The organism is Rathayibacter sp. AY1A2 (genome assembly GCF_002930935.1).
GTDB lineage: Bacteria > Actinomycetota > Actinomycetes > Actinomycetales > Microbacteriaceae > Rathayibacter.
Window position 1 is genome coordinate 355,764 of the sequence record NZ_PSTP01000001.1, and the last position, 25,519, is coordinate 381,282.

The following is a 25,519-nucleotide window of genomic DNA, read 5'->3' on the forward strand; positions in this document are numbered from 1 at the left end:
GGCCCGCCGCCCAGTCCGCGCACTCTCTCAGGAACATGGCACCGGCCGTTCGACCGCCCGGCAGGGGTCCGCGGTTACGATGGACGACAGTGCACGGCGGTTCACCCCTTGTTCGCCTGCCCCGATGGACGCCCGTCGGAGCCCGACGGTCGGGCATCGACGCCAGAGGGGGACGGGAAAGAGCGCCGCAGATGAAGAGACTCCTCGAATCGCAGAAGGTCCGCTTCCTCATCGCGGGCTGCACCAACACGGCGATCGACTTCCTCATCCTCAACACGCTCGTGCTCCTGCTCGGTCTGCCGACCCTCGTCGCCAACGTCTTCTCCGTCCTGGTCGGCATCACGATCTCGTACGCGCTGAACCACTTCTTCGTCTTCCGCCACCCGGGCAGGGTCTCGGTCGCCACGTTCGCGAAGTTCTTCCTCGTCACCGGGTTCAGCTCGCTGGTCCTGCAGTCGGCGATCATCTACGGCTTCGAGGTCTTCTTCGACACCCGCTTCGGCAACTCGCTGCTCTTCCTCCCCAGCTCCGGCGAGAACGCCTTCCTCGCGATCAACATCGCCAAGGCCGTCGCCGTCCTCGTGGGACTGGTGTGGAACTTCTGCATGTACAAGTTCGTCGTCTTCCGCCGTCCGGCGCACGATGCGCTGCCCGCGATCGAGACGGTCTCCCCCGCCGCCGTGGCCGTCAGCACCGAGCCCGTCGACATCGTCCGCTGAGGGCCGCAGGCTCCCTGGCACCGCTCGAGCCGCGTGCTAGCCTCGTCGAGTTCTTCCGACGGGGCACTCCTCCCGTCGACGCCGCACCACCCGGAGGCTCCCATCGCCCGCTCGACGTTGCCCATCGCGGTCGTCGTCGTCACCCACTTCTCGGGTGAGGTCCTCCGCGCGTGCCTCGAGTCAGTGCCGGAGGCGACGGAGCACGACGTGCGCATCGTGGTGGTCGACAACCTGACCACGGACGACTCCGTCCGCAGCGTCGTCGAGCGCCTGCCGCAGGTCGAATTCCACGAGACCGGGCAGAACCTCGGCTACGGCCGGGCCGTCAACTACGCGGTCGACCGCCTCGGGCCCGAGGTCGAGTGGATCCTGGTGACCAACCCGGACACGGTCTTCCTCCCCGGCTCGATCGACGCCCTCTACGCCGCCGCGACGGCGGACGACCGGATCGGCTCGATCGGGCCCCGGATCCTCGACTCCGACGGCACGATCTACCCCTCCGCCCGCGCTCTGCCCTCGCTCGGCACGGGCGTCGGGCACGCCGTCTTCGCCCACGTCTGGCCCGGCAACCCGTGGTCGGCGACCTACCGGCGCTCGCGCGCGGTCGAGACCCTCCGCCACGGCCGGATGGAGGCGGGCTGGCTCTCCGGCGCCTGCGTGATGGTGCGCCGCACGGCCTTCGAGGAGATCGGCGGGTTCGACGACCGCTACTTCATGTACTTCGAGGACGTCCAGCTGGGCGACTCGCTCGGACAGCGCGGGTGGACCAACGTCTACCTCGCCGACGCGGTCGTCTCCCACCTCGGCGGGCACTCCACCCGCCTGGCCTCGGCGCGGATGCTCGCGGTCCACCACCGCAGCGCCTACCTCTACCTCGCGCAGAAGTACGGGGCCTGGTACCAGGCGCCGATCCGTGCGGCGGTGCGCGCCGGGCTGGGCGCCCGGGTCGCGCTGATGCGCCTGCGCTCGAAGAGCTGATCCGGTCCGGTCGGGCGTGCCGCCTGGGCGGCCCGTCCGCCGGATCGGCGGTCAGGAAGCGGAGTCGAGCTCCGTGTAGAAGGCCCGCGCCTCGTCCCAGGTCGGCAGCAGGCCCTGCGCCTCGGCCTCGGCCAGCGTCGGTGCGTCGGTGTCCTTCGGCGAGAGGAGCAGCTCGCCGGCCTCCTCCGGGAAGCGCAGGCCGATCTGCTCGTCGAGCGGGTCGATCCCCTTCTCCCGCACCGGGTCGAAGGTGGCGTTCACGAGGTACGAGACCACGGCGCCCTCGGTCAGCGCCACGAAGGCGTGCGCGACGCCCTCGGCGATGTAGACGGAGCGGCGGTCGACATCGTCGAGCAGGATCGACTCCCAGCGCCCGAAGGTCGGCGACCCGACGCGCACGTCGATCACGTAGTCGAGGACCGCGCCGGAGAAGCACGAGACGTACTTGGCCTGCGACGGCGGGATCTGCGCGAAGTGGATGCCGCGGACGGTGCCGCGCCGCGAGACGGAGGTGTTGCCCTGCCGGAGCGAGAGCGGGTGCCCGACCTTCTCGGCCAGGCGGTCGAAGCGGTAGAACTCGTAGAAGACCCCGCGATCGTCGGGGAACTGGCGCGGAGTCACTTCGTAGACGTCGGGGATGTCGAGCTCTCGGATCTGCACGGTCGCCAGTGTAACGACGGCGTGTCACGGGCCCGCGACGCCTCTCTGCGCCACCCGGCGGCGTGCCGGAGCGCCGACCGTCGGCCGACGGACCGCTCGGGCATGATGAGGAGGTGACCTTCCTCATCACGGGCGCCTCCGGCATGCTCGGCACCGACCTGCGCACGGCGCTCGGCTCCCGCCCCAGCACCGCCCTCGGCCGCTCCGACCTCGACGTGACCGACCTCGACGCCGTGCGCGCCGCCGTCGCGGGACACGACGCCGTGGTGAACTGCGCCGCGTACACCCGCGTCGACGACGCCGAGACCGACGAGGAGGAGGCGCACCGCGTCAACGCCGTCGGAGCGCGCAACCTCGCCCTCGCCACCGCCGAGACGGGAGCCGCACTCGTGCAGGTCTCCACCGACTACGTCTTCGACGGCTCCGCGACGACCCCCTACTCCGAGGACCACCCCCGGAACCCGATCTCGGCCTACGGCCGCACGAAGGCCGAGGGCGAGCGCCTGGTGCTCGAGGCCAACCCGGAGCGCGGGTACGTCGTCCGCACGGCCTGGCTCTACGGCGAGCACGGCGGCAACTTCGCTAAGACGATGGTGCGACTGGCGGGCGCGCACGAGACGCTGACCGTGGTCGACGACCAGCACGGCCAGCCCACCTGGACCGCCGACCTCGCCGCGCGCCTGATCGAGCTGGTCGACGCGGAGGCCCCGGCCGGCGTCTACCACGGCACCAGCTCCGGCGAGACGACCTGGCTCGGCTTCGCCCGTGCCGTCTTCGCCAAGGCGGGCCTGGATCCCGAGCGCCTGCGCCCGACCGACAGCGGCTTGTTCGTCCGCCCCGCTCCGCGTCCGGCCTACTCGGTCCTCGGCCACGACGGCTGGAGCCGGGCGGGCCTGCCGCCGCTGCGCTCCTGGCAGGACGCGCTCGCCGCCGCACCCCTCGAGGCGGTGACCCCGTGACCACCACTCTCCGCGTCGTCGTCGACCAGATGCTCGCCCGCGTGCCCGGCGGCATCGGCCGCTACACCGAGGAGCTCACCCGCGAGCTGATCGCGACGGCTCCCCGCGACTGCGAGGTGGAGGCCGTCGTCTCCGCCCACCCGCCCGAGAAGGAGGAGGAGCTGCGCCTGCGCCTGCCCGGCCTCGCGCGCATCCACCGGCTGCCGCTCGGGCGCCGCGAGCTCTCGCGCGCCTGGCAGTACGGGATCGCCATCCCGGCCGGCGGCGGCATGATGCACGCCCCGAGCCTCTTCGCACCGCTGCGCAGCCACGACGGAAGCGAGGGCGAGCAGATCGCCGTCACGATCCACGACACGGTGCCGTGGACGCATCCCGAGACTCTCACCCCCCACGGCGCGAAGTGGCACCGGGCGATGGCCAAGCGCGCCCGCAAGCACGCGGACGCCGTCGTCGTCCCCACCCACGCCGTCGCCCACCAGCTCTCCCAGCTGATGGACTTCGGCGATCGACTGCGCGTGATCGGCGGAGCCGTCGGCTCCGGCCTGGTCGTCCCGGAGGACGCCGACGAGCGCGCCACGGCGCTGGGCCTCCCCCCGGAGTACGTGCTGAGCGTCGGCACGCTGGAGCCGCGCAAGGGCCTGGTCTCGCTGATCGCGGCCTTCGGAGGAGCGTCCGAGCCGGCGATCCCGCTGCTCCTGGTCGGCCCGACCGGCTGGGGCGACCTGGACGTGGCCTCCGTCGCCGACGAGCAGGGCCTCGACGAGACGCGCGTGCGCGCCCTGGGAGTCCTCAGCGACGCCGACCTCGCCGTCGTCCTCTCCCGGGCCACCCTCTTCGTCTACCCGAGCATCGCCGAGGGCTTCGGCCTGCCCGTGCTCGAGGCGATGCACTTCGGAGTGCCGGTGGTGCACTCCGACGACCCCGCGCTGATGGAGGTCGCCGCGGACGCCGGCGTCGCCGTCGAGCGCGGCGACGCGAAGGACTATCCGGACCGCCTCGCCCTCGCGATGAGCAGCGTGCTCGCCGACACCGGTCTGCGCGAGCGGATGTCGGTGGCCGGCCGCGACCGCTCCCGCGCCTTCAGCTGGCGCGACTCCGCGGAGCGCGTCTGGGCGCTGCACGCCGACCTCTGAGGCGTGCGGCACCCGGCCGTCTACGGCGAGGAGTCGCCCGACAGTCCGGCACTCACCAGCGAGTGCACGACGTCGTAGTCCGGGTCCTCCGGGTCGACGGCCGGCGGGACCAGCTCGATCGGATCCACTGGCTGCGACTTCGTCTTGAGCCCCAGCTGCACGAAGTAGCCGAGCATCCCCTGCGGGACGTCCGTCTTGATGACCTGGGACCCGGCGGACGCGACGTCCTGGAACTTGGCGAGGACGTTGCCCGGCTCGAACTGGGCGAGCAGCGCCTCCTGCACCTGCCGCTGGCGCGCCATCCGGTCGTAGTCGCTCGTGGTGTAGCGCGAGCGGGCGTAGGCGAGCGCCTGCTCGCCGTTGAAGTGCCAGTGCCCGGGATCGATCCACTGGTTCACGCCCTGCATCACGCCGTCGGAGTCGGGCAGCCCGCCCAGGGGCAGCGGCTCGTCGGCCACGTAGTCGATGTCGATGCCGCCGAGCGCGTCGATCAGCTGGGCGAAGCCCTCCATGTCGATCAGCGCGTAGTACTGGATCCTCAGATCGAGGATGCCCTCGACCGCGTCGCGCATCGCCTCGATGCCGGGCTCGCTGCCGTGGTCGACGGCGTCGGGGTAGAGCTCCGGATGCTTCAGCTCGACCTCGGTGTAGACCGAGTTGAGCTTGCAGACGTCGACGGCGCAGTTGTCGGTGTCGTAGCCGTCGGGATAGAGCTCGTGCATCGGGCTGGTCTCGGGGAACGGGAAGTCGACGAACTCGCGCGAGACGCCGATGATCGAGGCCTTGCCGCTCGACGCGTCGATGCTGACCACCGAGATGCTGTCGGGGCGCAGACCGTCGCGGTCCTCCCCCGCGTCGCCGCCGAGGAGCATCACGTTGTAGCGGCCGTCGATCGGCTGCTCTATCGCTCCGCCGCCGAAGATCGACGACAGCGTCCCCCGTGTCACGCCGAGCAGGTAGGTGCCGTAGGCGGTGGTGCCGACCGAGACCGCCATCAGCGCGATCGTCGCGAAAGCGAGCACGCCGCGCATCCGCGGGCGCACCCGGACGACGCGGATCAGGCGGAGGGTGTCGAGCGTCAGCACGGCCCAGACCACCCCGTAGACGACGAGCGCGGCCTGGAGCGCGAGCATCGAGAGGTCGAAGGTCGCGAGCGTGTAGAGGCCGGTCGGGAAGACGAAGTAGAGGAGCACCGCGACCAGGAGGGCGACCCAGAGCCCGAGGGTGAAGCCGAGCCCCAGGCGCCCGAGCCGGCGGTTGCCCGCCAGGACCTGAGCGGACCCGGGCACCAGGAGGTTGACGATCAGCAGCCACCACGCCCGCCGCGTCATGAAGGCGCGGGAGGCGACGTCCGGGTGCCGCAGCGGCAGGGCGACGGCCGTCACAGACCCGCCACCAGGGCGTCGTTCTTCGCGGCGACCTGCACCTCGAGGTCGGCGGCGAAGGCGTCGAGCGCTGCGGAGAGGGCGTCGTCCGCGGTCGCGAGGATCTTCACCGCGAGCAGTCCGGCGTTCCGCGCTCCGCCGATGGAGACGGTGGCGACGGGGACGCCCGCGGGCATCTGCACGATCGAGAGGAGGGAGTCGAGCCCGTCGAGTCGGGCGAGCGGGACCGGCACTCCGACGACGGGGAGCGAGGTCACGGCGGCGAGCATGCCGGGGAGGTGGGCGGCTCCGCCCGCCCCGGCGATGACGACCTTCAGGCCGCGGCCGCGGGCCTCGCGGCCGTACGCGATCATCGCCTCCGGGGTGCGGTGCGCGGAGACGACCCGGACCTCGTGCGCCACGCCGAACTCGGCGAGGACGGTGGACGCCGCCTGCATGACGGACCAGTCCGAGTCCGACCCCATCACGACGCCGACGAGCGGCGCGGGCCCGTTCACGAGCGCGTCCGCGCTCACGAGAGGGCTCCGGCAGGGGTCGGGGAGGTCGGCAGGCTCGTCACGGCGACCATCGTACGGGTCAGTCCGTGAGAACGGCCGCCGCCGCGCGAGCCTCGTAGACCACGAGGTCGAGGTCGTCGCCGCCGGCGTTCACGTGCCCGACCTTGCGGCCCGGTCGCGGCTCCTTGCCGTAGTTGTGCACCTTCACACCCGGGTGATCGGCGAGCACCCGCGGGTAGCGGTCGGTCAGCGACTCCCCCACCGGGCCGCCGAGCACGTTGACCATCACGGTCCACGGGTCGCGGCAGCCCGTCGCGCCGAGCGGCAGGTCGAGGACCGCGCGCAGGTGCTGCTCGAACTGCGACGTGGTCGATCCGTCCATCGTCCAGTGGCCGCTGTTGTGCGGGCGCATGGCCAGCTCGTTGACCAGGATCCGGTCGTCCGTCGTCTCGAACAGCTCGACGGCCAGGACGCCGGTGACCCCCAGGCTGTCGGCGATCGTCTGCGCGATCTCGGCCGCGGCGGCTGCGAGCCGGCCGGCGGACGCGGGGGCCGGAGCGATCACCTCGGCGCAGACGCCGTCGCGCTGCACGGACTCCACCACCGGCCAGAGGATGCTCTCGCCGGAGGGACGCCGGGCGACGAGCTGCGCGAGCTCGCGGCGGAAGCCCACCAGCTCCTCGACCAGGAGCGAGCCGCCCCGGCCGTCCTCGGCGAGGGCGGTGAACCAGTCGTCCGCCTCGTGGGCGCCGCGCACCACGCGAACGCCCTTGCCGTCGTAGCCGCCGCGCGCGGTCTTCACCACGGCGCTGCCGCCGTGCTCGGCCAGGAACGCCCCCAGCTCCTCGGCGGAGGAGACCTCGGCCCACTCGGGCACGGGCACGCCGAGCTCGGTCAGGCGGCGTCGCATCATCAGCTTGTCCTGGGCGAACAGCAGGGCGTCGGGGCCGGGGTGCACGGCGACGCCGCGGGCGACGAGCTCGCGGAGGATCGGCTGGGGAACGTGCTCGTGGTCGAACGTCACCACGTCCACGGTCTCGGCGAAGGCGAGCACGGTCGCCTCGTCGCGGTAGTCGCCGACCCGTGTCGCGGCGAGCCCCGCCGGGGCGCCCTCGCTCTCGGCGAGCACGGCGATCTCGATGCCGAGCTCCACCGCCGCGGGGATCATCATCCGGGCGAGCTGGCCGCCCCCGATCACGCCGACGCGCATGGCGCTCCTCCGTCTCCGCCCGCTGGCGCGGGGCGGCTCCATGCTACCGAGGCCCCGACGCGCTCACGCGGGCGGCGGCCACTCCGGCTCGAGAACGGGAGCCGCGCCGATCGCCTCCCGCAGCAGGTCGGCCGTGAGCTCCGGATCCGGCAGGTCCCGCAGCACGAACACCTCGGCTCCCGCCTGCAGGATCCGGACGTCCCCGCACCGGGCGAGGCGCTGGCCGAGGGAGCGCTCGACCGCGACCTCCATCCTCCGATCGAAGACCACCTCGGCCCGCCGGATCGACGCCACGCCCCGGCGCGCGCTGAGGCCGGAGGCGGTGACGCGGTAGCGCACGCTCGCCCAGCCCGCGATCCCGGGAGCGCAGAGGAGAAGCACCAGAAGTGCGGTGCCGAGCCCGATGATCCAGCGCTGCAGGGCGAGCTCGAACTGCGCGGCGAAGTAGAAGCCCGTCCAGGTGAGCAGGAGGAGGCCGACGACCGGTGCGACCGCCCGGCGGGCGCGCGGGGTCAGCCGCGCCAGCTCGCGGTCGGCGGGGTCGGTCCTGGCCATCAGGAGCGCAGGTGCGTGACGTCGCCGGCCGGGAACGAGCGCAGCGCGCCGCCCTGCTCGAGCAGGAGCGAGCCGTCCGGGGCGAGTGCGGCGGCGGTCCCCTCCTCCTGCGTGCCGTCGGGCAGCTCGAGCCGGACGCGCGTTCCGAGGGTGCCGCAGGAGGCGCGGACGGCGGCGGCCGCTCCGGAGGCCTCGGGGTCACCCTGGGCGAGCAGCGGAGCCAGCAGGCCCTGGAACCCGGTCAGGAACGCGGCGAGCACCTCGTCGGCGCTCGTCGTCCGCGCTCCGGCGAGGGCGAGCGAGGTGGCGGTCGGGACCGGCAGCTCCGCCTCCGTCAGCAGCAGGTTCACGCCGGTGCCGACGACGACCCGCCCGTCCGGCAGGCGCTCGGCGAGGATCCCCGCGACCTTCCGGCCGTCGATCAGGACGTCGTTGGGCCACTTGACGGCGACGTCCCCGTCGACGAGGGGTGCGAGGGCCCGGGCGAGAGCGGCGCCGGCCACGAGCGGCAGCCAGCCGGAGGCCTCGGCGCCGAGGGCGGAGGCGTCGACCAGAGTCGAGGCCGCGAGCGTGCGGCCCGCGGGCGCCTGCCAGACGCGCCCCAGCCGGCCGCGCCCGGCGCGCTGGTCGCCGGTGGCGACGACGGAGAGGTGCGGCCATGCGGCGGGGTCGGCGGCCGCCCGCTCGCGGAGCTCGTCGTTCGTCGACCCCGCCGACTCGAGCGCGAGGACGCGGGGGGAGACGGCGGAGGAGAGCGGGAGGAGCATGCCGCCACGGTAGCGGCGGCTCCCGCGAGGCCGCTCCGAGCGCCGCGCGCGACGTCCCGCCCTTGTCCGGATCCTCCCGTTCGGAGCGGCCCTCCCTGTGCGAGTGCGACAAGAGGAGGCGTCCGCCCCGCCGGTAGGGTGAGCGGGTGACCGCGAACACCGAACGTCCCGCGCCCGATCTGTACACGACCGCGGGGAAGATCGCGGACCTCAGGAACCGCTACCACGAGGCCGTCACGGCCAGTGGCGAGGCGGCGATCGAGAAGCAGCACGCCAAGGGCAAGATGACCGCACGGGAGCGGATCGACACCCTCCTCGACCCGGGCTCATTCGTCGAGCTGGACGAGTTCGTGCGCCACCGCACCCACGCCTTCGGCATGGAGAAGAAGCGCCCCTACGGCGACGCCGTCGTCACCGGGACCGGCACCATCCACGGCCGCCAGGTCGCCGTGTACTCGCAGGACTTCACGATCTTCGGCGGCTCGCTCGGCGAGGTGGCCGGCGAGAAGATCATCAAGGTGATGGACCTCGCCCTGAAGACCGGCGTCCCGATCATCGGCATCCTCGACTCCGGCGGAGCACGGATCCAGGAGGGCGTGGTCGCCCTCGGCAAGTACGGCGAGATCTTCCGCCGCAACACCGCGGCGAGCGGCGTGATCCCCCAGATCTCGATCATCTGCGGCCCGGCCGCGGGAGGCGCGGTCTACTCCCCCGCCCTGACCGACTTCGTGATCATGGTCGACAAGACCAGCCAGATGTTCGTCACCGGGCCCGACGTGATCAAGACCGTCACCGGCGAGGACGTCGGCATGGAGGAGCTCGGCGGCGCGCTGACCCACAACAAGATCTCGGGCGTCTCGCACTACCTCGCGAGCGACGAGAACGACGCGCTCGACTACGCGCGGACGCTCCTCTCCTTCCTCCCGGACAACAACCTGTCGCCGGTCCCCGTCTTCGAGACCGAGGTCGATCTCGAGACGACCGACGCGGACCGCTTCCTCGACACGGTCATCCCGGACAGCCCGAACCAGCCGTACGACATGCGCGCCGTCATCGAGCACATCGTCGACGAGGGCGACTTCCTCGAGGTGCAGCCGCTGTTCGCGCCGAACATCGTGATCGGCTTCGGCCGCGTCGAGGGCCGCTCCGTCGGCATCATCGCGAACCAGCCGAGCGCCATGGCGGGCACGCTGAACATCGAGGCGGGCGAGAAGGCGTCCCGCTTCGTCCGCTTCTGCGACGCGTTCTCGCTGCCGATCCTGACCCTGGTCGACGTCCCGGGCTACCTGCCCGGCACCGACCAGGAGTGGACCGGCGTCATCCGCCGCGGCGCGAAGCTGCTCTACGCCTACGCCGAGGCGACCGTGCCGCTGGTCACGGTCATCCTGCGCAAGGCCTACGGCGGCGCGTACATCGTGATGGGGTCCAAGCAGCTGGGAGCCGACATCAACCTCGCGTGGCCGACCGCCGAGATCGCCGTCATGGGCGGCCAGGGCGCGGTGAACATCCTCTACCGCAACGAGATCCGCAAGGCGGAGGAGGCCGGCGAGGACGTCGCAGCCGTCCGGACGCGCCTGGCGAACGAGTACACCTACAACGTCGCGAGCCCGTTCCTCGCGGCCGAGCGCGGCGAGCTCGACGGCGTGATCGAGCCCTCGGCGACGCGTGTCTCCGTCATCAAGGCGCTGCGTGCGCTGCGCACCAAGCGCGCCAACCTGCCCGCGAAGAAGCACGGCAACATCCCGCTCTGACCCGGCTCGCTCGGACGCCGCGGCAGGAGACGGGAGACCGTCCGTGCCGCGGCGTTCCGCTGCACCCACCTCCTCACGGGGCGGAGGGGCGGAACGATCAGTCGGAGGAGCCGGGGCCGGTCTGTCGGGCAGCGGACTCCGCGGGAGCATCGGGCCGCACGACGGGAGCGTCTGGCTCCGCGGCCGGAGCGTCCGGCTTCCCTGTCGCGGAATCGGGCTCCGCTTCCCGGGCATCCGCCCTCGCAGCCGGAGCACCCGCCTTCACCGCAGGACCGTCCGGCTCGGCTGTCGGAGCACCCGCCTTCACCGATGGAGCGCCTGCCTTCGCGGCCGGAGCATCCGGCTTCGCCGCGGACGCCTCGGACGGCTTCTCCTCCGGCTTCGCCCCGACCACCCGCGCGAACGCCAGCGCCTGCGCGGCGGAGAGGTCGGGCAGATAGGCGCGACCCAGCGCGGCTCCGATCCGGGGCAGCTGCAGCGCGTCGGGGTAGGTCATCCAGAGGCCCGCGTAGCGCGGGTGGAACTTGGCCTTGAAGCGGAACAGCGACGTGAAGCCGTAGGCCGGCTCGAGCGTCCGCGAGAGGAACTCGAGCAGGCGCGAGAGGACCGTCGGCTCCGGAGGCTCCTCCCCCTCCTCGACCGGTGCGGTGGCGAGCGGTGCGCCCGAGAGCGAGAGGAACTCGGCACCCTCCTCCTTGACGCGCAGCGCCGCGGAGGCGATGAGGAACTCCATGATGCCGGGCATCGAGTCGTCGGAGCGGCGCATGAAGTCGAGGGTCCAGCCGACCACGCGACCCTCCCTGTGCACGGGCAGCCAGCTCGTCACTCCCTGCAGCACGCCGTCCGGTCCGACCGCGAGCAGGAGGGCGACGTCGGGATCGCGGACCTCGTCGATGCCACCGAGGGTGAAGCCCATCTCGGGCAGCGCCTTCTCGGCGACCCAGCGCTCCGACAGGTCGACGATCTGGTTGGCCATGCCGAGGGAGAGCTCGGGCCAGCTGGTCCACTGCGCCTCGATGCCCAGCTTGATGCCGCGCGTGAGCGGGTAGCGCACCTTCTGCCACCGCTTGCCGGTGAGCTCGAAGGAGGAGAGCTCGATGATCGTCTCCTCGCCGACCGAGAGGCGCGACCAGCCGAGCCGGTCGAAGACGGGGAGCAGCTCGTCGTGGATGCTGTAGAACACGGGCGTCCAGCTGCGCTCGTCGCAGAACCGCACGAACTCGGCCACGACGTCCTCCCGCCGCTCGGGAGCGCAGGCGGGGTCGGAGAGGGTGATCGCCACGCCGCCGATCACCCGGTAGGCGACTCCGCCGGTCCCGTCGGCCGAGATCCAGTGCGCGTTGCCCTCCCAGGTCCCCTGATGGCCGAGGCTGCCGGCGCCGTGCAGGGACAGGAGCGCGCGGTACCGCGCCTCGTCGCCGCGGTTCCGCTGCACGTCGGTGGCCCGGAGCAGGGCGACCACCGCGACGACGACCACGAGCCAGAACACCGGGCCGACCCACTCGAAGACGATCCGCGCGACGGGCTCCCGCGGCACGGCGAGCAGTCCGGCGCCGCCGAGGAAGCTCACCGGGACGAAGCGCAGCAGCCCGTCCAGGAGGAGTCTCCCGAGGCCCAGGAGCGGCTCGAAGCTCGTGCGCACGCCGGCCGAGAGCGCCAGGTAGCCGCCGAGGGACACGACGAAGGCGATGGCGACGACCCGCGTCCAGAGCCTCGCAGCGGCACGGGGCGCGCGGATGCGGAAGTGCCTCCTCCCGATCACGAGCATCGCCACGACGGCCAGCGGCACCAGCACCGTCGTCGCCACCCAGAGCAGGTACTCGGCGTAGTACAGGAACTCGGGGTGACGGGCGGCGCGCTGGAGGGAGAAGACCTCCAGGATCGCGATCGCGATGTTCACCCCGACCGCCAGCAGCAGGCCCAGGCGGCGCCCGGAGCGCAGGCCGTAGGCGGCGACGAGCAGGAGGAGGAGCGGGACGAACGTCAGCAGGATCGGCCCGGGGGCGACCAGGCTCAGCTTCACGTGGTGCGCGCAGTGCCGGAGGGCGCGGCTGCACGGGTCCTCGAGGTCCGTCGTCCCCGTGAAGGCGCTCTGCAGCAGTCGGCCGAGGAACGAGAACGGACCGTAGCCCGAGTCCGAGAGGACGGCGACGAGCGGACCGATCGCGGTGACGACGACGACCGCCGCCAGCAGCCCCCGGGACTCGCGGTGCGAGCTCGGCGCCGGACGCTGCGGACGCAGCCCCGCCGCTCCCCGCGCGAGCACCGCGCCGAGCACGAGCCCCGCGCCGCCCGCGAGGAGCCGGTACGCGTCGGCGGAGTCGCCCGCGTAGAGAACGAACATCAGCACGACGGCGAAGACGGTCACCCGGAGCCGGCGACGCCACAGAGCGCCCATGAAGGCGGTCGAGGCGATGAGGGCGCCGACCGCGCCGATCAGCGGGTCGAAGGTGTGGTCGCCGACGGTGTCGCCCGCCCACCACTCCCCGACGAGAGCGCCGATCGACTGCACGGAGGACCCGACGACGATCCCGACGGCGCCGGTCACGAGGAAGGCGAGGAGGGTGCGGGCCGAGCCGAGGCGGCGCTCCGCGGCGAGGAGCATCGGGAGCACCAGCACGACGTCCAGGAGCAGCTGCAGCGGGTCCGCCGCGATCAGGAGGGCGGTCACCGCCGTCCACGGACGGCCGTCGAGGGTCGTCATCGGGCCCGCCGCCCACCAGGCCGTCGTCTCGGCTCCCGCGGGGGCGACGAGCGTCCCCGTGATCGCGCTCGCGGCCAGGAGGACCAGGACGACCGAGACGGCCGCAGGCGACCTCCGGACCAGCAGACGCAGGGGGCGCAGCGCCGCGGCACCGCTCCTCGGGAACCACGTCGGCATGCGGGGACGCTCCTGTTCGCAACGGACGGACGACGCTCCGGCGGCATCCGGCGTCAGCATAGCCATGCCCCGCCGACCGGCGCCGTGAACGGCATGCGATAGCGTCACGGGATGACCGCCTCCGACTCCGCACCCGCCGTCGTCATCTCCACCCCCGGCCTCGACGCCGCCGAGATCGCCGCCGTCACGGCCGTCGTCACCGCACTGACCTCTCGCACCGAGGCCGAGCCGGAGACCCCGCAGGAGCTCAGCGGGGGCTGGAACGACCGCGCCGCGGCGGTCCGCGGGCCGCTGCGGCCGGCACCGGGAGCGTGGCGCTCCTTCTCCGGCTGAGCGGACTCGCAGACGCAGCCCGTCGGGGAACGAGCGATCCGCGACGCGGAACGTGAAATTTGTCCCCCGATTAGTCCCCTAAAGTGCTGACTATGCGCCTCCTGGCGGAGCGAGCACACTAGTGGACGTACGGTGCTCCTCCTTCGGAAGGGGCACCGCCAATCACTCGCCGACCAGGGTAAGCAGGCGGGTGTGTTGGGGGCGAGTGAGGGTAATATTCGGGTTGTTACCCTCACTCGGGGTTTGACGGCGGGCCGGGCCCCCTCTTCGGAGGAGTGGACGGCCCGCCGCACTCCGTTAACGGGCTCTTCTCATCCCGTGCCGTGCGCTCGACGGGCACCGCTCACGACGGCTCTGCTCACGCTCGTGCCGCGCCGACGATCGGTCCGCTCCGAGAGTTCGGGCGCGCCGAGACCTGAGCCGTGCTGAGAGCCGGAGCGTCCCGCCCGCGGCACCGATCCGACATCCGCACGCCCTCCGGGCCGGGTCGCCACCGGTCACTGCGCATGGGGACGGCCGCGCCGTCCCGAGCGCGCTCCGCCGCTCAGACGTCCCGTCCGCCGACGCCGTCGCGCCGGATCTCGACCCAGGCGTCGACCTCGTCCCCCGCGTCGTCGGAGCCGAGGGCGCCCGCGCTGCCGTCGCCGGCCGTCCGCAGGCCCACGACCGTGACGGCTGACGCCGAGTCGGCCGACGCGGTGCGCACCACCACGCGGTCGACCTCCTCGCGGATCCCGCTCAGAGCCTGGGCGAGCTCCCCCAGCACCCGTCGGCTCTCGCCCTCGGAGGTGCGGTCGAGGCCGCCGTCGTCGAGCACCGAGACGGTCACCCCCCGCCGCCGCGCGTCGAGCACGAGACGCCGCACCTCGTCGTCCAGCAGCCGCCGGCCGCGGATCTCGTCGCGCACGGCCGCCTCGAGCAGCCGGCACTCGCGCCGCTCCTCGTCGGTGAGGCCCGGTCCCGGCTCGGCGATGCGCAGCAGCATGTCGGCGGCGAGGGCGCGGGTCTGCTCCAGCCGGACCTCGCGCTCCGTGAGGTGCGCCTCCTCCGCGGCCCGCCACGACGCGGCCGCGCGCTCGGCCGCCTCGAGCACGCGCGCCTCGGAGCCCGCGCGCCCGAGCTCGACGATGAGCAGCTGCGCGATCGCGACCCAGGCGATCCCCCCGACGACGCCGAGAGTGGCCAGCGCGGCCGGGCCGGCCCAGAACACGGTGTGCACGATCAGGAAGCCGACGCCGACCCAGGCGCAGGCCGCGCGCCGGCGGGCGCACACGATCGTCATGAGGGTGCCGACCGCGGCGATGTACCAGGTGGAGTAGCCGTTGGAGGCACCCGGATCGAGCGAGGGCGCGACCAGCAGCGGCAGAGCGACGGCGACCGCGGTCATCCCGACCGCGACGGGCAGGGCGAGCCGGGTCGTCGCTCCCGGCCAGAGGGCGACGACGGTCGCCGCGACGTACAGCGCGACCGCGACGAGGTCGGCCGGCGTGGCCGGGGAGATGCGGAAGGAGAAGAAGGCGAGCACCACGTGGTACAGCGAGAAGCCGGCGCCGAGCGCCTGGAGTAGGGGGCGCGGGTAGGCGATCACGGCCCTCCTCCCGCGTCCGCCCGCCAGGAGAGGAGGACTCGGGTGCCCTCGCCCGGAGTCGAGTCGACCCGCGCCGAACCCCGCGCGTTGTGCACCCGCTCGAGGATGGAGAGCCGGATGCCCAGCCGCTCGCGCGGGACGTCGGCGAGCCGGAAGCCGCGGCCGTCGTCCTCCACCACGACCTCCACCGCGCCGTCGCCCAGCAGCCCGTGCACGGCGCGGTGGACGCTGCCGCTCGGACCCGCGTGCTGGACGCTGTTGGCGAGCGCCTGCCAGACCGCGCCGAGCAGCGCCTCGGCCACCGGGCGCGGCAGCGTCGTCGCGCGCGGATCCACTCCGTCGGCCGTCGCGACTGCGATCTCGGTCCCGAAGGTGGACGCCGCGTGGGCGAGCTGGCGTTGCAGGAGCTCGAGCGGGACCAGCCCCTCGGGCGGCTCCGGCTCGTGGTCGGGCAGCAGCACGGCGAGGGTGCGCTGCGCCATCGAGGAGACCAGCGCACGCTCGGCCGGCGACTCGGCGGAGGCGGCGGAGAGCAGCGTCGCGAGCACGTTGTCGTGCACCAGGGCGTCGACCTCGACCCGCTCCACCTCGCCGGCGTGCTGGCGCATCGCCGCCTCGTACTGCTCCATGGCCGTCGTCTGCGCGCGATCGATCTGGTCGGCCGACTGCCGGAGCACGGTGATCAGCACCAGCATCACGAAGCCGACGATGCCCACGTAGGCGGCGTCGAGGATCGCGCGGGTCGGCTCCGCCCCGCCGCCGGAGGGGAGGACGCGCAGCAGCCCGAACAGCACGGTCGTCACCGACACGTACGCGATCGCGATCCGGAGGGGAGCCGCGATCGTGCAGAAGGCGGTGCCGATGGTCAGCAGGTACCAGATCCACGGGGTCTCGCGGTCCGCGCCCCCGGTGGCGACGGCGGCCGGCCAGGTCAGGAGGGCGACGAGGACGCCGACCGCGACCAGGAAGGCCGTGATCCGCGTGCCCCGCCGCAGCACGGCGGTGACCACGGCGGCGGTGAGCGATCCGAAGACCAGCACCAGCACCGGCCAGGCCACCTCGGGGCGCAGCAGGGGCAGCTGGGCGAGGATCGGCGGGACGGTCTGCACACCGAAGCCGAAGCCGAAGAACGACACGACCGTGCTGATGATCCGGTCGATCCGCTCGCGCCCGGCGTTGCGGCGGGCGATCGGCGCCTCAGCGCCCGCCATCGCCGTCGTCCGGGTCGATGCCCGGCAGGATGCCGTCCTCCACCGCGCGCCGCAGCAGATCGACCTTCGTCGGGGCGGGACGGCCGATCTCGACGTACTTGTCGCGGATCCGGTCGAGGTACTCCTTCGCCGTCGACACCGAGATCTGCAGCCGCTCGGCCACCAGCTTCAGCGGCAGCCCCGAGGCGTAGAGGTGCAGGACGTCGCGCTCGCGACGACCGAGCACGGCCCGCGCGAAGTCGTCGTCGGCGTCGATGGCCGAGGCCCACTCCAGATTGTTGAGGACCTCGCCGCGGGCGACCGTGCGGATCGCGGCGACGACCGTCGACATGGGCGAGGACTTCGGGATGACGCCGGCCGCTCCCGCGGCGAGCGCCTCCCGCACGGCCACGACGCGGTCGGCGATGCTGTGGACGAGGACGGCGGAGCCGCGCACCTGCCCCCACTTGACGTTGCTGGTGATGCTCGAGCCGTCGTTCAGGGACAGGTCGAGGACGAGCACCTCGATCTCGGCGCCGCCGATCGTGCTCTCGAGGGCCTGGACGGTCTCGGCGGCGGCGACCACCTGCATCCCCGCGCTCTCGACGGCGGCGGCCACGCCCAGGCGCACCGACTCGTGGTCGTCCACGATCGCCACGCGCACGCGCGGGGCCTCGGCTGCGTCGACGTGGGGCTCCATCCCGCCCATGGTACGCAGGCGCGGGCCCGCGGTCAGTCCTCTCGGCGGACCAGTTGCGCAACGGCCTCCACGTGGGAGGTGTGCGGGAAGAGGTCGAAGCCCTCGAGGCGCTCCAGCTCGTAGCCGGCCCCGGTCAGGGCGCCCACGTCGCGGGCGAGCGCGACCGGGTCGCAGGCGACGTAGACGAGCTGCGCCGGCCGCAGCTCCGCCAGAGCGTCGGTGACCGCTCGGCCGGCGCCCGAGCGCGGCGGGTCGAGGACCACGGTCGCCGCGCGCCACCGCGCCCGCTCGCGCGCATCGGCCTGGGCGACGACGTCGCGGAGGTAGCGGTCGACGCGGGCGGTCACCGCGCGGGCGCCGACCTGGTCGGCCAGGTTCTCGAGCGCGTGCTCGGTGGCGCGGGAGTCGCTCTCGACGCTGGTCACGCGCACTCCGGCGCCGAGGCGGTCGGCCAGCGCCGCGGCGAGCAGGCCCACCCCGCCGTAGAGGTCGTGGTTGGCGGCCGACGGGTCCGCCGCATCCGCGTCGACGGCGGCCTGCACGGCCTCGAAGAGCGCGGCGGCCGCTCCGCGGTGCACCTGCCAGAAGCCGGTGCGGTCGACCCGGAAGGTGCGGTCGGCGACGAACTCGCTCACCACCGTGCGGTCGCGGCGGGCGCGCTTGTCGGAGGGGTCGTGCACGAGCACCGCGGCCCCCTCGGACCCGGCCGCGTCGACGAGGTCGACCACCGAGCCGGGAGCGAGGCGCTCGCCGAGCGGTGCGGCCAAGGAGGAGTCGGCGGTCGCGAGGGGCAGCGACTCCACGGTGACGACGTGGTGGCTGCGTGCCGCGTAGGGGCCGACCCGTCCGTCGTCGTCGACGTGGAGGCGGTTCCGCGTGCGCCAGCCGAGGCCGCCGGACGCGTCGTCCCCGGCGATCGGCGAGACCTCCACCTCGACCTCGCGACGGGCGAAGCGGGAGAAGGAGTCGACGAGCACGAGGCGCTTCAGCTCGCGCTGGTAGGCCAGGTCGGCGTGGCCGAGCTCGGCGCCGCCGACGCGCTCCTCCGGGCGGCGGTCGAGGGCGGCCTCGGACCAGACGTGCTCCACCCGGTGCTCGGACGCCTCGAGCACCTCGAGCGCCTCGGCACGCCAGAAGCTGTCGTGCCGGACCTCGCTGATCCGCGCCCGCACGCGCTCGCCGGGGAGGACGTCCGGGACGAAGACGACGCGGCCCTCGTGCCGGGCGACGAACACGCCGCCGTGGGCGACGTTGCTAATGTCGAGCTCGATCTCGGTCCCGAGTGCGTCGTCGGCCCCGTCGGGGCGGGCGGATGCTCGGGACGGGGTCTGTGCCATCCGTCGAGCATCCCACAGCGTGGGCCCGGCCGCAGGGAGCCCTCGTGCGCCTCTACCTCGCCTCCACCTCCCCCGCGCGCCTCGCGCTGCTGCGGGCCTCCGGGATCGAGCCCGTCGTCGTCCCCTCCGAGGTGGACGAGCCCGCGGCCGTCGCCCGGGCCGAGCAGGAGCGGGGCGCGGCACTGGACGCGGACGCCACCGTCTCGCTGCTCGCCCGCGCCAAGGCGCACGCCGTCCTGCGCCCGGACATCGACGGTCTGGTGCTCGGCGGCGACTCCGCGTTCGTCCTCGACGGCGTCGTCCACGGCAAGCCGCACCAGCCCGAGCGGGCCCGGGAGCGCTGGCGCGCCCAGCGCGGTCGCACCGGCCGCCTCCACTCCGGCCACTGGCTCGTCGACCACCGCGGCGGGAGGATCGTCGCCGAGGCCGGAGCGGTCACCTCCGCCGCCGTCACGTTCGCCGACGACATCGACGACGCCGAGATCGACGCCTACGTCGCCACCGGCGAGCCCCTCGAGGTGGCCGGCGCCTTCACCATCGACGGCCGCGGCGCCGGCTTCATCACCGCGATCGAGGGCGACCCCTCGACGGTGATCGGGATGTCGGTGCCGACCCTCCGCACTCTGGTGCGGAGCCTCGGCGTCGACTGGACCGCGCTCTGGAACCGCTGAGGCCCGTCCCGCCCTTGTGAGGAACCGACGAAGGCCCTCCGCTTCTTTGTGGTGAGCCGCGCCGGGCCGGGCGGAGCCGCCCCCTAGGGTTGGGGACCATGCCGAAGATTACGAAGGTGCTCGTCGCCAACCGGGGCGAGATCGCCGTCCGAGTCATCCGCGCCGCCCGCGACAGCGGGATCGCCTCCGTGGCCGTCTACGCCGACCAGGACCGCGACGCCGTGCACAGCCGCCTCGCCGACGAGGCCTACGCCCTCGGCGGGACGACCAGCGCCGAGACCTACCTCGTCATCGACAAGCTGCTCTCGGTGGCGCGCCGCTCCGGTGCCGACGCCGTGCATCCCGGCTACGGCTTCCTCGCCGAGAACGCCGACTTCGCCCGCGCCGTCATCGACGCCGGCCTGATCTGGATCGGCCCCGGCCCCGAGGCCATCGAGCGCCTCGGCGACAAGGTCTCGGCCCGCCACGTCGCCGAGAAGGTCGGCGCGCCGCTCGCCCCGGGAACCCTCAACCCCGTCTCCGGTGCCGCCGAGGTGCTCGAGTTCGTGGACCAGTACGGCCTCCCCGTCGCGATCAAGGCGGCCTTCGGCGGCGGCGGTCGCGGCCTCAAGGTCGCCCGCGAGCGCGACGAGGTCGAGGAGCTGTTCGCCTCCGCCACGCGCGAGGCCGTCGCCGCCTTCGGCCGCGGCGAGTGCTTCGTCGAGAAGTACCTCGACCAGCCGCGCCACGTCGAGACCCAGTGCCTGGCCGACGCGCACGGCAACGTCGTCGTGGTCTCCACCCGCGACTGCTCCCTCCAGCGCCGCCACCAGAAGCTCGTCGAGGAGGCGCCCGCGCCGTTCCTGACGGATGCGCAGAACACCGAGCTCTACCGCGCCTCGAAGGCGATCCTGCAGGAGGTCGGCTACCTCGGCGCCGGGACCTGCGAGTTCCTGATCGGCAAGGACGGCACGGTGTCCTTCCTCGAGGTGAACACCCGCCTCCAGGTCGAGCACCCCGTGTCGGAGGAGATCACCGGCATCGACCTCGTGCGCGAGCAGTTCCGCCTCGCCGAGGGCGGCGTGCTCGACTACGACGACCCGGAGCCCCGCGGCCACTCCTTCGAGTTCCGCATCAACGGCGAGGACGCGGGCCGCGGCTTCCTCCCCGCTCCGGGCCCGGTGCACGTCTTCAAGGCCCCCGGCGGACCCGGCGTCCGCGTCGACTCCGGTGTCGTCGCCGGCGACGTGATCTCCGGCTCCTTCGACTCGCTCCTCGCGAAGCTGATCGTCACCGGCGACAGCCGCGAGCAGGCGCTGGAGCGCTCGCGCCGCGCCCTCGCCGAGTTCGAGGTCACCGGACTGCCGACCGTCCTCCCCTTCCACCGCGCGATCGTCGAGGACCCGGCCTTCGCCCCCGAGGGCGGCGCGCCCTTCACGATCTACACCCGCTGGATCGAGACCGAGTTCGAGAACACGATCCCGGCCTGGAGCGGCGAGCCCGGAGCGACCGACGAGCCGGCGGCCCGCCGGAACGTGGTCGTCGAGGTCGACGGGCGCCGCGTCGAGGTCACTCTCCCCGGCGACCTGGTCGGCTCGGGACCCGCCCGCGGGGCCGCTGCCGCCTCCCCGAAGCGCCGCGGCTCCTCCTCCGTCAGCACCGTCACGGGCGACTCCGTCGCCTCGCCCATGCAGGCCACCATCGTCAAGGTCGCCGTCGCCGAGGGCGACACGGTCGTCACCGGCGACCTGGTCGTCGTCCTCGAGGCGATGAAGATGGAGCAGCCGCTCACCGCCCACAAGGACGGCGTCGTGAAGGGCCTCGACGCGACGGCCGGAGCGACCGTCCCCGCGGGACACGTGCTCCTCCAGATCGTCTGAGCTTGTTCCGGGCCGCTCCCCGCGCGGCCCGGCGCGGTCGGCTCCTCGACGTGAGGGGTACCGCAGAGCGGGTCGTGTCGCGCTGCCGTGAATCGCTTCGCACGCGATTCCCGGTCGCGCGCTCTGCCGATGAAAGGCCGCTCCCCGCGCGGTCCGGCGCGGTCTGCTCCTCGACGTGAGGGGTACCGCAGAGCGGGTCGCGTCGCGCTGTCGTCAATCGCTTCGCACGCGATTCGCGGTCGCGCGCTCTGCCGATGAAGGGCCGCACCCCGCGCGGCCCGGCGGAGGGGCGCGTCAGGTGACGATGTGCATGGCGCGCGCGGCGTCCGAGATCGAGCCGGTGAGGCTCGGGTAGACGGTGAAGGCCCGCGCGACCTGGTCGACGGTCAGGCGGTGCTCCACGGCGAGGGCGAGCGGGAAGATCAGCTCGCTCGCCTTCGGAGCGACGATGACGCCTCCGATGACGGTGCCGGAGCCGGTGCGCGCGAACAGCTTCACGAAGCCGTCGCGGATGCCCATCATCTTCGCCCGCGGGTTCGCGGCGAGCGGGAGCTTGTAGATCTCGCCCTGCGCGATGCCCTCCTCGATCTCGCGCTGGCTCCACCCGACGGTCGCGATCTCGGGCTGCGTGAAGATGTTCGCCGCGACGTTGCGCACCTCGGTCGGGTTCACGGCGTCGCCCATGGCGTGGAACACGCCGGTGCGGCCCTGCATGGCGGCGACGGAGGCGAGCGGGAGGAACGTGGTGCAGTCCCCGGCCGCGTAGATCGAGGGGACGCTGGTGCGGGCGACGCGGTTGACGCGGATGTGCCCCGACTCCGTCAGCTGCACCCCCGCCTCCTCGAGGCCGATGCCCGCCGTGTTCGGCACGGACCCGACGGCCATCAGGCAGTGCGAGCCCTCGACGACGCGTCCGTCCGAGAGCACGGCCTGCACGCCCTTCTCGGTCCGCTCGACGCGGTCGGCGCGCGACTTCGAGAGCACGACCATGCCGTTGCGCTTGAAGACGTTCTCGATCACAGCGGCCGCGTCGGCGTCCTCGCCGGGCAGCACCTGGTCGCGGGAGGAGATGAGGGTCACGCGGGCGCCGAGCGCACGGTAGGCGGAGGCGAACTCCGCGCCGGTCACGCCGGAGCCCACCACGATCAGGTGCTCGGGGACCGACTTGAGGTTGTAGAGCTGGGTCCAGCTGAGGATGCGCTCGCCGTCGGGTGCCGCGGTCGGGAGCACACGCGGGCTGGCGCCCACCGAGACCACGATCGTGTCCGCCTCGATGCGGTCGAAGTCCATGCCCTCGCCGCCGGCCGCCGTGGAGACGATCAAGGCGTTCGAGCCGTCCAGGCGCCCGTCCCCCTGGACGATGCGCACGCCGTGGTGCACCAGGTTCGCGCGCATGTCCTCGGACTGCTGGCGCGCGAGCCCGAGCAGGCGCTTGTTCACCGTCGCCAGGTTGACCGCCACGTCCGGGCGCACCGGCTTGTTCTGCTCCGAGCGGGTGAAGAACTGCACGCCCAGGTCGGCGGCCTCGCCGATGGCGTTGGTGGCCTCCGCCGTCGCGATGAGCGACTTCGACGGGACGACGTCGGTGATGACGGCCGAGCCGCCCACTCCGACCCGCTCGACCAGGGTGACCTCAGCGCCGAGCTGCGCTCCCGCGATGGCGGCTTCGTAGCCGCCCGGCCCCCCTCCGAGTACAGCGATCCTCTGCGCGCGCTCGAACTCGTAAGCCATGCTTCCCATTGTCCTCTCTCACTGAGTGTTCGCCCAATCGCGGGGTGTCGGATCGGCCGCGGGAGTCGCCCTCCGCCGCCGCGCAGCCCGTCGGTAGGGTGGGAGGATGTCCGACCAGACCCTGCACCCGCTCGACGCCCCCGACGCCGATCCCTTCGAGATCGCGGCCCGCGCGGCCGCTCAGATCGCCGAGGCGACAGGGGTCGAGAAGCACGACATCGCCCTCACCCTCGGCAGCGGCTGGGGCAAGGCCGCCGACGCGATCGGCGAGACGACCGCGACGGTGGAGGCCACCGAGATCCTCGGCTTCTCCAAGCCGGCCGTGCACGGGCACGGCGGCACCCTGCGCTCCGTCCTGCTCCCCACCGGCAGGCGCGCGCTGATCATCGGCGCCCGCACCCACTACTACGAGGGCTACGGCGTGCGCCGCGTCGCGCACAGCGTCCGCACCGCCGCCGCGACGGGCGCGACGGTGATGATCCTCACCAACGGCGCGGGCGGCATCAAGGAGCACTGGACGCCCGGGACCCCCGTGCTGATCAGCGACCACATCAACCTCACCGCCGACTCGCCGCTCGAGGGCGCGACCTTCGTCGACCTCACCGACCTCTACTCCTCGCGCCTGCGCGACCTCGCCCGGGGGACGCGTCCGGAGCTGGACGAGGGCGTGTACGTGCAGTTCCGCGGGCCGCACTACGAGAGCCCGGCCGAGGTGCAGATGGCGAAGATCATCGGCGGCCACATCGTCGGCATGTCGACCGCCCTCGAGGCCATCGCCGCACGCGAGGCGGGCATGGAGGTGCTGGGCATGTCGCTCATCACGAACCTCGCCGCCGGCATCCAGAAGACCCCCCTCAGCCACGAGGAGGTGCTCGAGGCCGGCCGCGACGCCGAGGACGACCTCGCCCGCCTGCTCGCCGGGATCACGGGCGCCCTGTGAGCGCCGACGTCCGGGAGCTCGCCGAGGCCTGGCTCGCCCAGGACCCCGACCCGGAGACGCGGGAGGAGCTGGTCGCCCTGCTGACCGCCTCCGACTCGGGCGACGCCTCCGCCCGCGCCGAGCTCGAGGACCGCTTCGGCGCCCGCCTGGCGTTCGGCACCGCGGGCCTGCGCGGCGCCATCGCGGCGGGATCAAACCGGATGAACCGAGTGCTGGTCTCGCAGGCCGCCGTGGGCCTGGCCGACTTCCTGCTGGCGCAGGGCGTCCAGCGGCCCGTGGTCGTGATCGGCTACGACGGCCGGAAGAACTCGCGCGTCTTCGCCGAGGACTCCGCCGCGCTGATGGCGGGCGCCGGCGTGGACGCGGTGCTGCTGCCCCGGCTCCTGCCCACCCCCGTGCTGGCCTTCGCCGTGCGCCACCTCGGCGCCGACGCCGGAGTGATGGTCACGGCGAGCCACAACCCGCCGCAGGACAACGGCTACAAGGTGTACCTCGGCGGCGCCGACGAGGGCTCGCAGATCGTGCCGCCGGTCGACTCCGAGATCGCCGAGCGGATCCTCGCGGTCGCGCGGGACCGGCGGGTTCCGGAGCTTCCGCGCGGCGAGTACCGGCTCGCGGACGAGTCCGTGGTCGCCGCCTACATCGAGGCGACGGCAGCCGTCGGCCGCCAGTCCGCTCCGCTGCGCATCGTCTACACGGCGATGCACGGGGTCGGCTGGGAGACGGCGCACCGGGTGCTCTCCGCGGCGGGATTCGACGAGCCGGCCGTCGTGGTCGAGCAGATCGAGCCCGACGCGGCGTTCCCCACGGTCGCGTTCCCCAACCCGGAGGAGGCGGGCGCCCTCGACCTCGCCTTCTCGACCGCGCGCTCCGGTCGCGCGCAGCTGATCGTGGCGAACGACCCGGACGCCGACCGCTTCGCCGCCGCCGTGCCCGACGCCTCCGCCCCGGAGGGCTTCCGTCGCCTCACCGGCAACGAGGTCGGAGCGCTGCTCGGCTGGCGCGCCGCCGAGCAGGCCCGCCGCGAGGGCCGCACCGGAGGAGCGCTCGCCTGCTCGATCGTGTCCTCCCCCGCCCTCGGTGCTGTGGCGGCCGACTACGGCCTCGACTTCGCCGAGACGCTCACGGGCTTCAAGTGGATCTCGCGCGTCCCCGACCTCGTCTTCGGCTACGAGGAGGCGCTCGGCTACCTGGTGAACCCCGGGACGGTCCGTGACAAGGACGGCGTCTCGGCCGCGCTCGCCTTCCTCTCCCTCGCGAGCGCGCTCGCCGCCGAGGAGCGCACGATCGACGACGAGCTGGAGTCGTTCGCCGAGCGGTTCGGGCTCTTCGGATCGGAGCAGATCTCGCTCCGCGTCACCGACCTCTCCGAGATCGGCCGGATCATGGCCGGACTGCGCGCGACGCCTCCGACCGCGATCGGCGGGCTCGCCGTCGAGCGGAGCGAGGACCTGCTCGCCGAGGGCGGCGCGCTGCCCCCGACCGACGCGCTCCGCTTCTCCCTGGACGGTGCCCGTCTCATCGCGCGCCCGAGCGGCACGGAGCCGAAGGTCAAGCTCTACCTCGACGCCTGGTCGCACGACTCCGACGCCGACGCCCGCCGGTCGGCCGTCTCGTCCCGCCTCGCCGCCCTGCGCACCGGCGCCGCGGAGCTCCTCGCGTAGGTCCCCCTCCG

At 73.2% G+C, this 25,519-nt stretch carries 22 protein-coding genes; 10 read left to right on the forward strand and 12 right to left on the reverse strand.

Annotation, left to right across the window (positions count from 1 at the left end):
- Nucleotides 1–191: 191 nt before the first annotated feature.
- Both C5B93_RS01600 and C5B93_RS01605 read left to right on the forward strand, forming a co-directional pair.
- Entirely contained in the window at nucleotides 192–719 is a 528-nt protein-coding gene (locus tag C5B93_RS01600) for a GtrA family protein (RefSeq protein WP_104223158.1), read from the forward strand.
- 117 nt (nucleotides 720–836) lie between these two features.
- A complete protein-coding gene (locus tag C5B93_RS01605) occupies nucleotides 837–1,697 on the forward strand; it encodes a glycosyltransferase family 2 protein (protein ID WP_244229466.1) in 861 nt (286 codons plus the stop codon).
- A gap of 51 nt (nucleotides 1,698–1,748) precedes the next feature.
- Here the strand turns inward: C5B93_RS01605 and C5B93_RS01610 are convergent, their stop codons facing one another.
- Nucleotides 1,749–2,357, reverse strand: coding sequence for a dTDP-4-dehydrorhamnose 3,5-epimerase family protein (locus C5B93_RS01610; protein ID WP_104232821.1), 609 nt, complete (start codon nucleotides 2,355–2,357; stop codon nucleotides 1,749–1,751).
- 113 nt (nucleotides 2,358–2,470) lie between these two features.
- On the opposite strand from C5B93_RS01610, the gene rfbD reads away from it, so the two are divergent.
- Both rfbD and C5B93_RS01620 read left to right on the forward strand, forming a co-directional pair.
- Nucleotides 2,471–3,316 carry a dTDP-4-dehydrorhamnose reductase gene (gene rfbD, locus C5B93_RS01615; RefSeq protein ID WP_104291606.1) on the forward strand — a complete coding sequence of 282 codons (846 nt, stop codon included), beginning with the start codon at nucleotides 2,471–2,473 and terminating at the stop codon, nucleotides 3,314–3,316.
- Entirely contained in the window at nucleotides 3,313–4,449 is a 1,137-nt protein-coding gene (locus tag C5B93_RS01620; RefSeq protein ID WP_258059720.1) for a glycosyltransferase family 1 protein, read from the forward strand. Before rfbD ends, C5B93_RS01620 begins: the two co-directional genes overlap by 4 nt.
- A gap of 20 nt (nucleotides 4,450–4,469) precedes the next feature.
- On the opposite strand, the gene C5B93_RS01625 is transcribed toward C5B93_RS01620, so the two are convergent.
- From C5B93_RS01625 to C5B93_RS01645, 5 genes are all read right to left on the reverse strand, one after another.
- Nucleotides 4,470–5,834 (reverse strand): LCP family protein, encoded by a 1,365-nt coding sequence (locus C5B93_RS01625; RefSeq protein WP_258059719.1) that lies wholly within the window; start codon nucleotides 5,832–5,834, stop codon nucleotides 4,470–4,472.
- Nucleotides 5,831–6,298, reverse strand: coding sequence for a 5-(carboxyamino)imidazole ribonucleotide mutase (purE, locus tag C5B93_RS01630; protein WP_104225651.1), 468 nt, complete (start codon nucleotides 6,296–6,298; stop codon nucleotides 5,831–5,833). Before purE ends, C5B93_RS01625 begins: the two co-directional genes overlap by 4 nt.
- Before the next feature lie 112 nt (nucleotides 6,299–6,410).
- The gene (locus C5B93_RS01635) at nucleotides 6,411–7,541 is read right to left on the reverse strand and encodes a 5-(carboxyamino)imidazole ribonucleotide synthase (RefSeq protein ID WP_104291607.1); all 1,131 of its coding nucleotides are present in this window, start codon (nucleotides 7,539–7,541) and stop codon (nucleotides 6,411–6,413) included.
- A gap of 63 nt (nucleotides 7,542–7,604) precedes the next feature.
- Entirely contained in the window at nucleotides 7,605–8,096 is a 492-nt protein-coding gene (locus tag C5B93_RS01640; RefSeq protein ID WP_104291608.1) for a PH domain-containing protein, read from the reverse strand.
- Nucleotides 8,096–8,863 (reverse strand): biotin--[acetyl-CoA-carboxylase] ligase, encoded by a 768-nt coding sequence (locus tag C5B93_RS01645; protein ID WP_104232825.1) that lies wholly within the window; start codon nucleotides 8,861–8,863, stop codon nucleotides 8,096–8,098. The genes C5B93_RS01640 and C5B93_RS01645 overlap by 1 nt, the downstream gene beginning before the upstream one ends.
- A gap of 146 nt (nucleotides 8,864–9,009) precedes the next feature.
- Between C5B93_RS01645 and C5B93_RS01650 the strand changes: the two genes are divergently transcribed.
- Nucleotides 9,010–10,614, forward strand: coding sequence for an acyl-CoA carboxylase subunit beta (locus C5B93_RS01650; RefSeq protein ID WP_104223164.1), 1,605 nt, complete (start codon nucleotides 9,010–9,012; stop codon nucleotides 10,612–10,614).
- Between the two features lie 97 nt (nucleotides 10,615–10,711).
- On the opposite strand, the gene C5B93_RS01655 is transcribed toward C5B93_RS01650, so the two are convergent.
- Complete coding sequence (locus C5B93_RS01655) at nucleotides 10,712–13,495, reverse strand: DUF2156 domain-containing protein (protein ID WP_181068291.1); 2,784 nt, start codon at nucleotides 13,493–13,495, stop codon at nucleotides 10,712–10,714.
- Between the two features lie 111 nt (nucleotides 13,496–13,606).
- On the opposite strand from C5B93_RS01655, the gene C5B93_RS01660 reads away from it, so the two are divergent.
- A complete protein-coding gene (locus tag C5B93_RS01660) occupies nucleotides 13,607–13,828 on the forward strand; it encodes an acyl-CoA carboxylase subunit epsilon (RefSeq protein WP_104223166.1) in 222 nt (73 codons plus the stop codon).
- A gap of 544 nt (nucleotides 13,829–14,372) precedes the next feature.
- Here the strand turns inward: C5B93_RS01660 and C5B93_RS01665 are convergent.
- The 4 genes from C5B93_RS01665 to C5B93_RS01680 are packed head-to-tail and all read right to left on the reverse strand — an operon-like array spanning nucleotide 14,373 to nucleotide 18,643.
- Nucleotides 14,373–15,416 (reverse strand): hypothetical protein, encoded by a 1,044-nt coding sequence (locus C5B93_RS01665; protein WP_104225461.1) that lies wholly within the window; start codon nucleotides 15,414–15,416, stop codon nucleotides 14,373–14,375.
- The gene (locus tag C5B93_RS01670) at nucleotides 15,413–16,627 is read right to left on the reverse strand and encodes a sensor histidine kinase (protein ID WP_104291610.1); all 1,215 of its coding nucleotides are present in this window, start codon (nucleotides 16,625–16,627) and stop codon (nucleotides 15,413–15,415) included. Before C5B93_RS01670 ends, C5B93_RS01665 begins: the two co-directional genes overlap by 4 nt.
- Entirely contained in the window at nucleotides 16,614–17,315 is a 702-nt protein-coding gene (locus tag C5B93_RS01675) for a response regulator transcription factor (RefSeq protein WP_104223169.1), read from the reverse strand. Before C5B93_RS01675 ends, C5B93_RS01670 begins: the two co-directional genes overlap by 14 nt.
- Nucleotides 17,316–17,338: 23 nt before the next feature.
- Complete coding sequence (locus C5B93_RS01680; RefSeq protein ID WP_146078414.1) at nucleotides 17,339–18,643, reverse strand: class I SAM-dependent RNA methyltransferase; 1,305 nt, start codon at nucleotides 18,641–18,643, stop codon at nucleotides 17,339–17,341.
- A gap of 44 nt (nucleotides 18,644–18,687) precedes the next feature.
- Between C5B93_RS01680 and C5B93_RS01685 the strand changes: the two genes are divergently transcribed.
- Both C5B93_RS01685 and C5B93_RS01690 read left to right on the forward strand, forming a co-directional pair.
- The gene (locus tag C5B93_RS01685; protein WP_181068292.1) at nucleotides 18,688–19,314 is read left to right on the forward strand and encodes a nucleoside triphosphate pyrophosphatase; all 627 of its coding nucleotides are present in this window, start codon (nucleotides 18,688–18,690) and stop codon (nucleotides 19,312–19,314) included.
- A gap of 98 nt (nucleotides 19,315–19,412) precedes the next feature.
- Nucleotides 19,413–21,173, forward strand: a complete 1,761-nt coding sequence (locus tag C5B93_RS01690; protein ID WP_104262420.1) for a biotin carboxylase N-terminal domain-containing protein — start codon at nucleotides 19,413–19,415, stop codon at nucleotides 21,171–21,173.
- Nucleotides 21,174–21,467: 294 nt separating this feature from the next.
- Here C5B93_RS01690 and C5B93_RS01695 read toward each other — a convergent pair whose 3' ends face one another.
- Nucleotides 21,468–22,904 (reverse strand): NAD(P)H-quinone dehydrogenase, encoded by a 1,437-nt coding sequence (locus C5B93_RS01695; RefSeq protein ID WP_104249483.1) that lies wholly within the window; start codon nucleotides 22,902–22,904, stop codon nucleotides 21,468–21,470.
- Nucleotides 22,905–23,010: 106 nt separating this feature from the next.
- Between C5B93_RS01695 and C5B93_RS01700 the strand changes: the two genes are divergently transcribed.
- Both C5B93_RS01700 and C5B93_RS01705 read left to right on the forward strand, forming a co-directional pair.
- Nucleotides 23,011–23,844: a purine-nucleoside phosphorylase gene (locus C5B93_RS01700; protein ID WP_104238027.1), complete on the forward strand. Its 834-nt coding sequence runs from the start codon at nucleotides 23,011–23,013 to the stop codon at nucleotides 23,842–23,844.
- Nucleotides 23,841–25,508, forward strand: a complete 1,668-nt coding sequence (locus tag C5B93_RS01705) for a phospho-sugar mutase (protein ID WP_104291611.1) — start codon at nucleotides 23,841–23,843, stop codon at nucleotides 25,506–25,508. Before C5B93_RS01700 ends, C5B93_RS01705 begins: the two co-directional genes overlap by 4 nt.
- The last annotated feature ends 11 nt before the right edge of the window (nucleotides 25,509–25,519 follow it).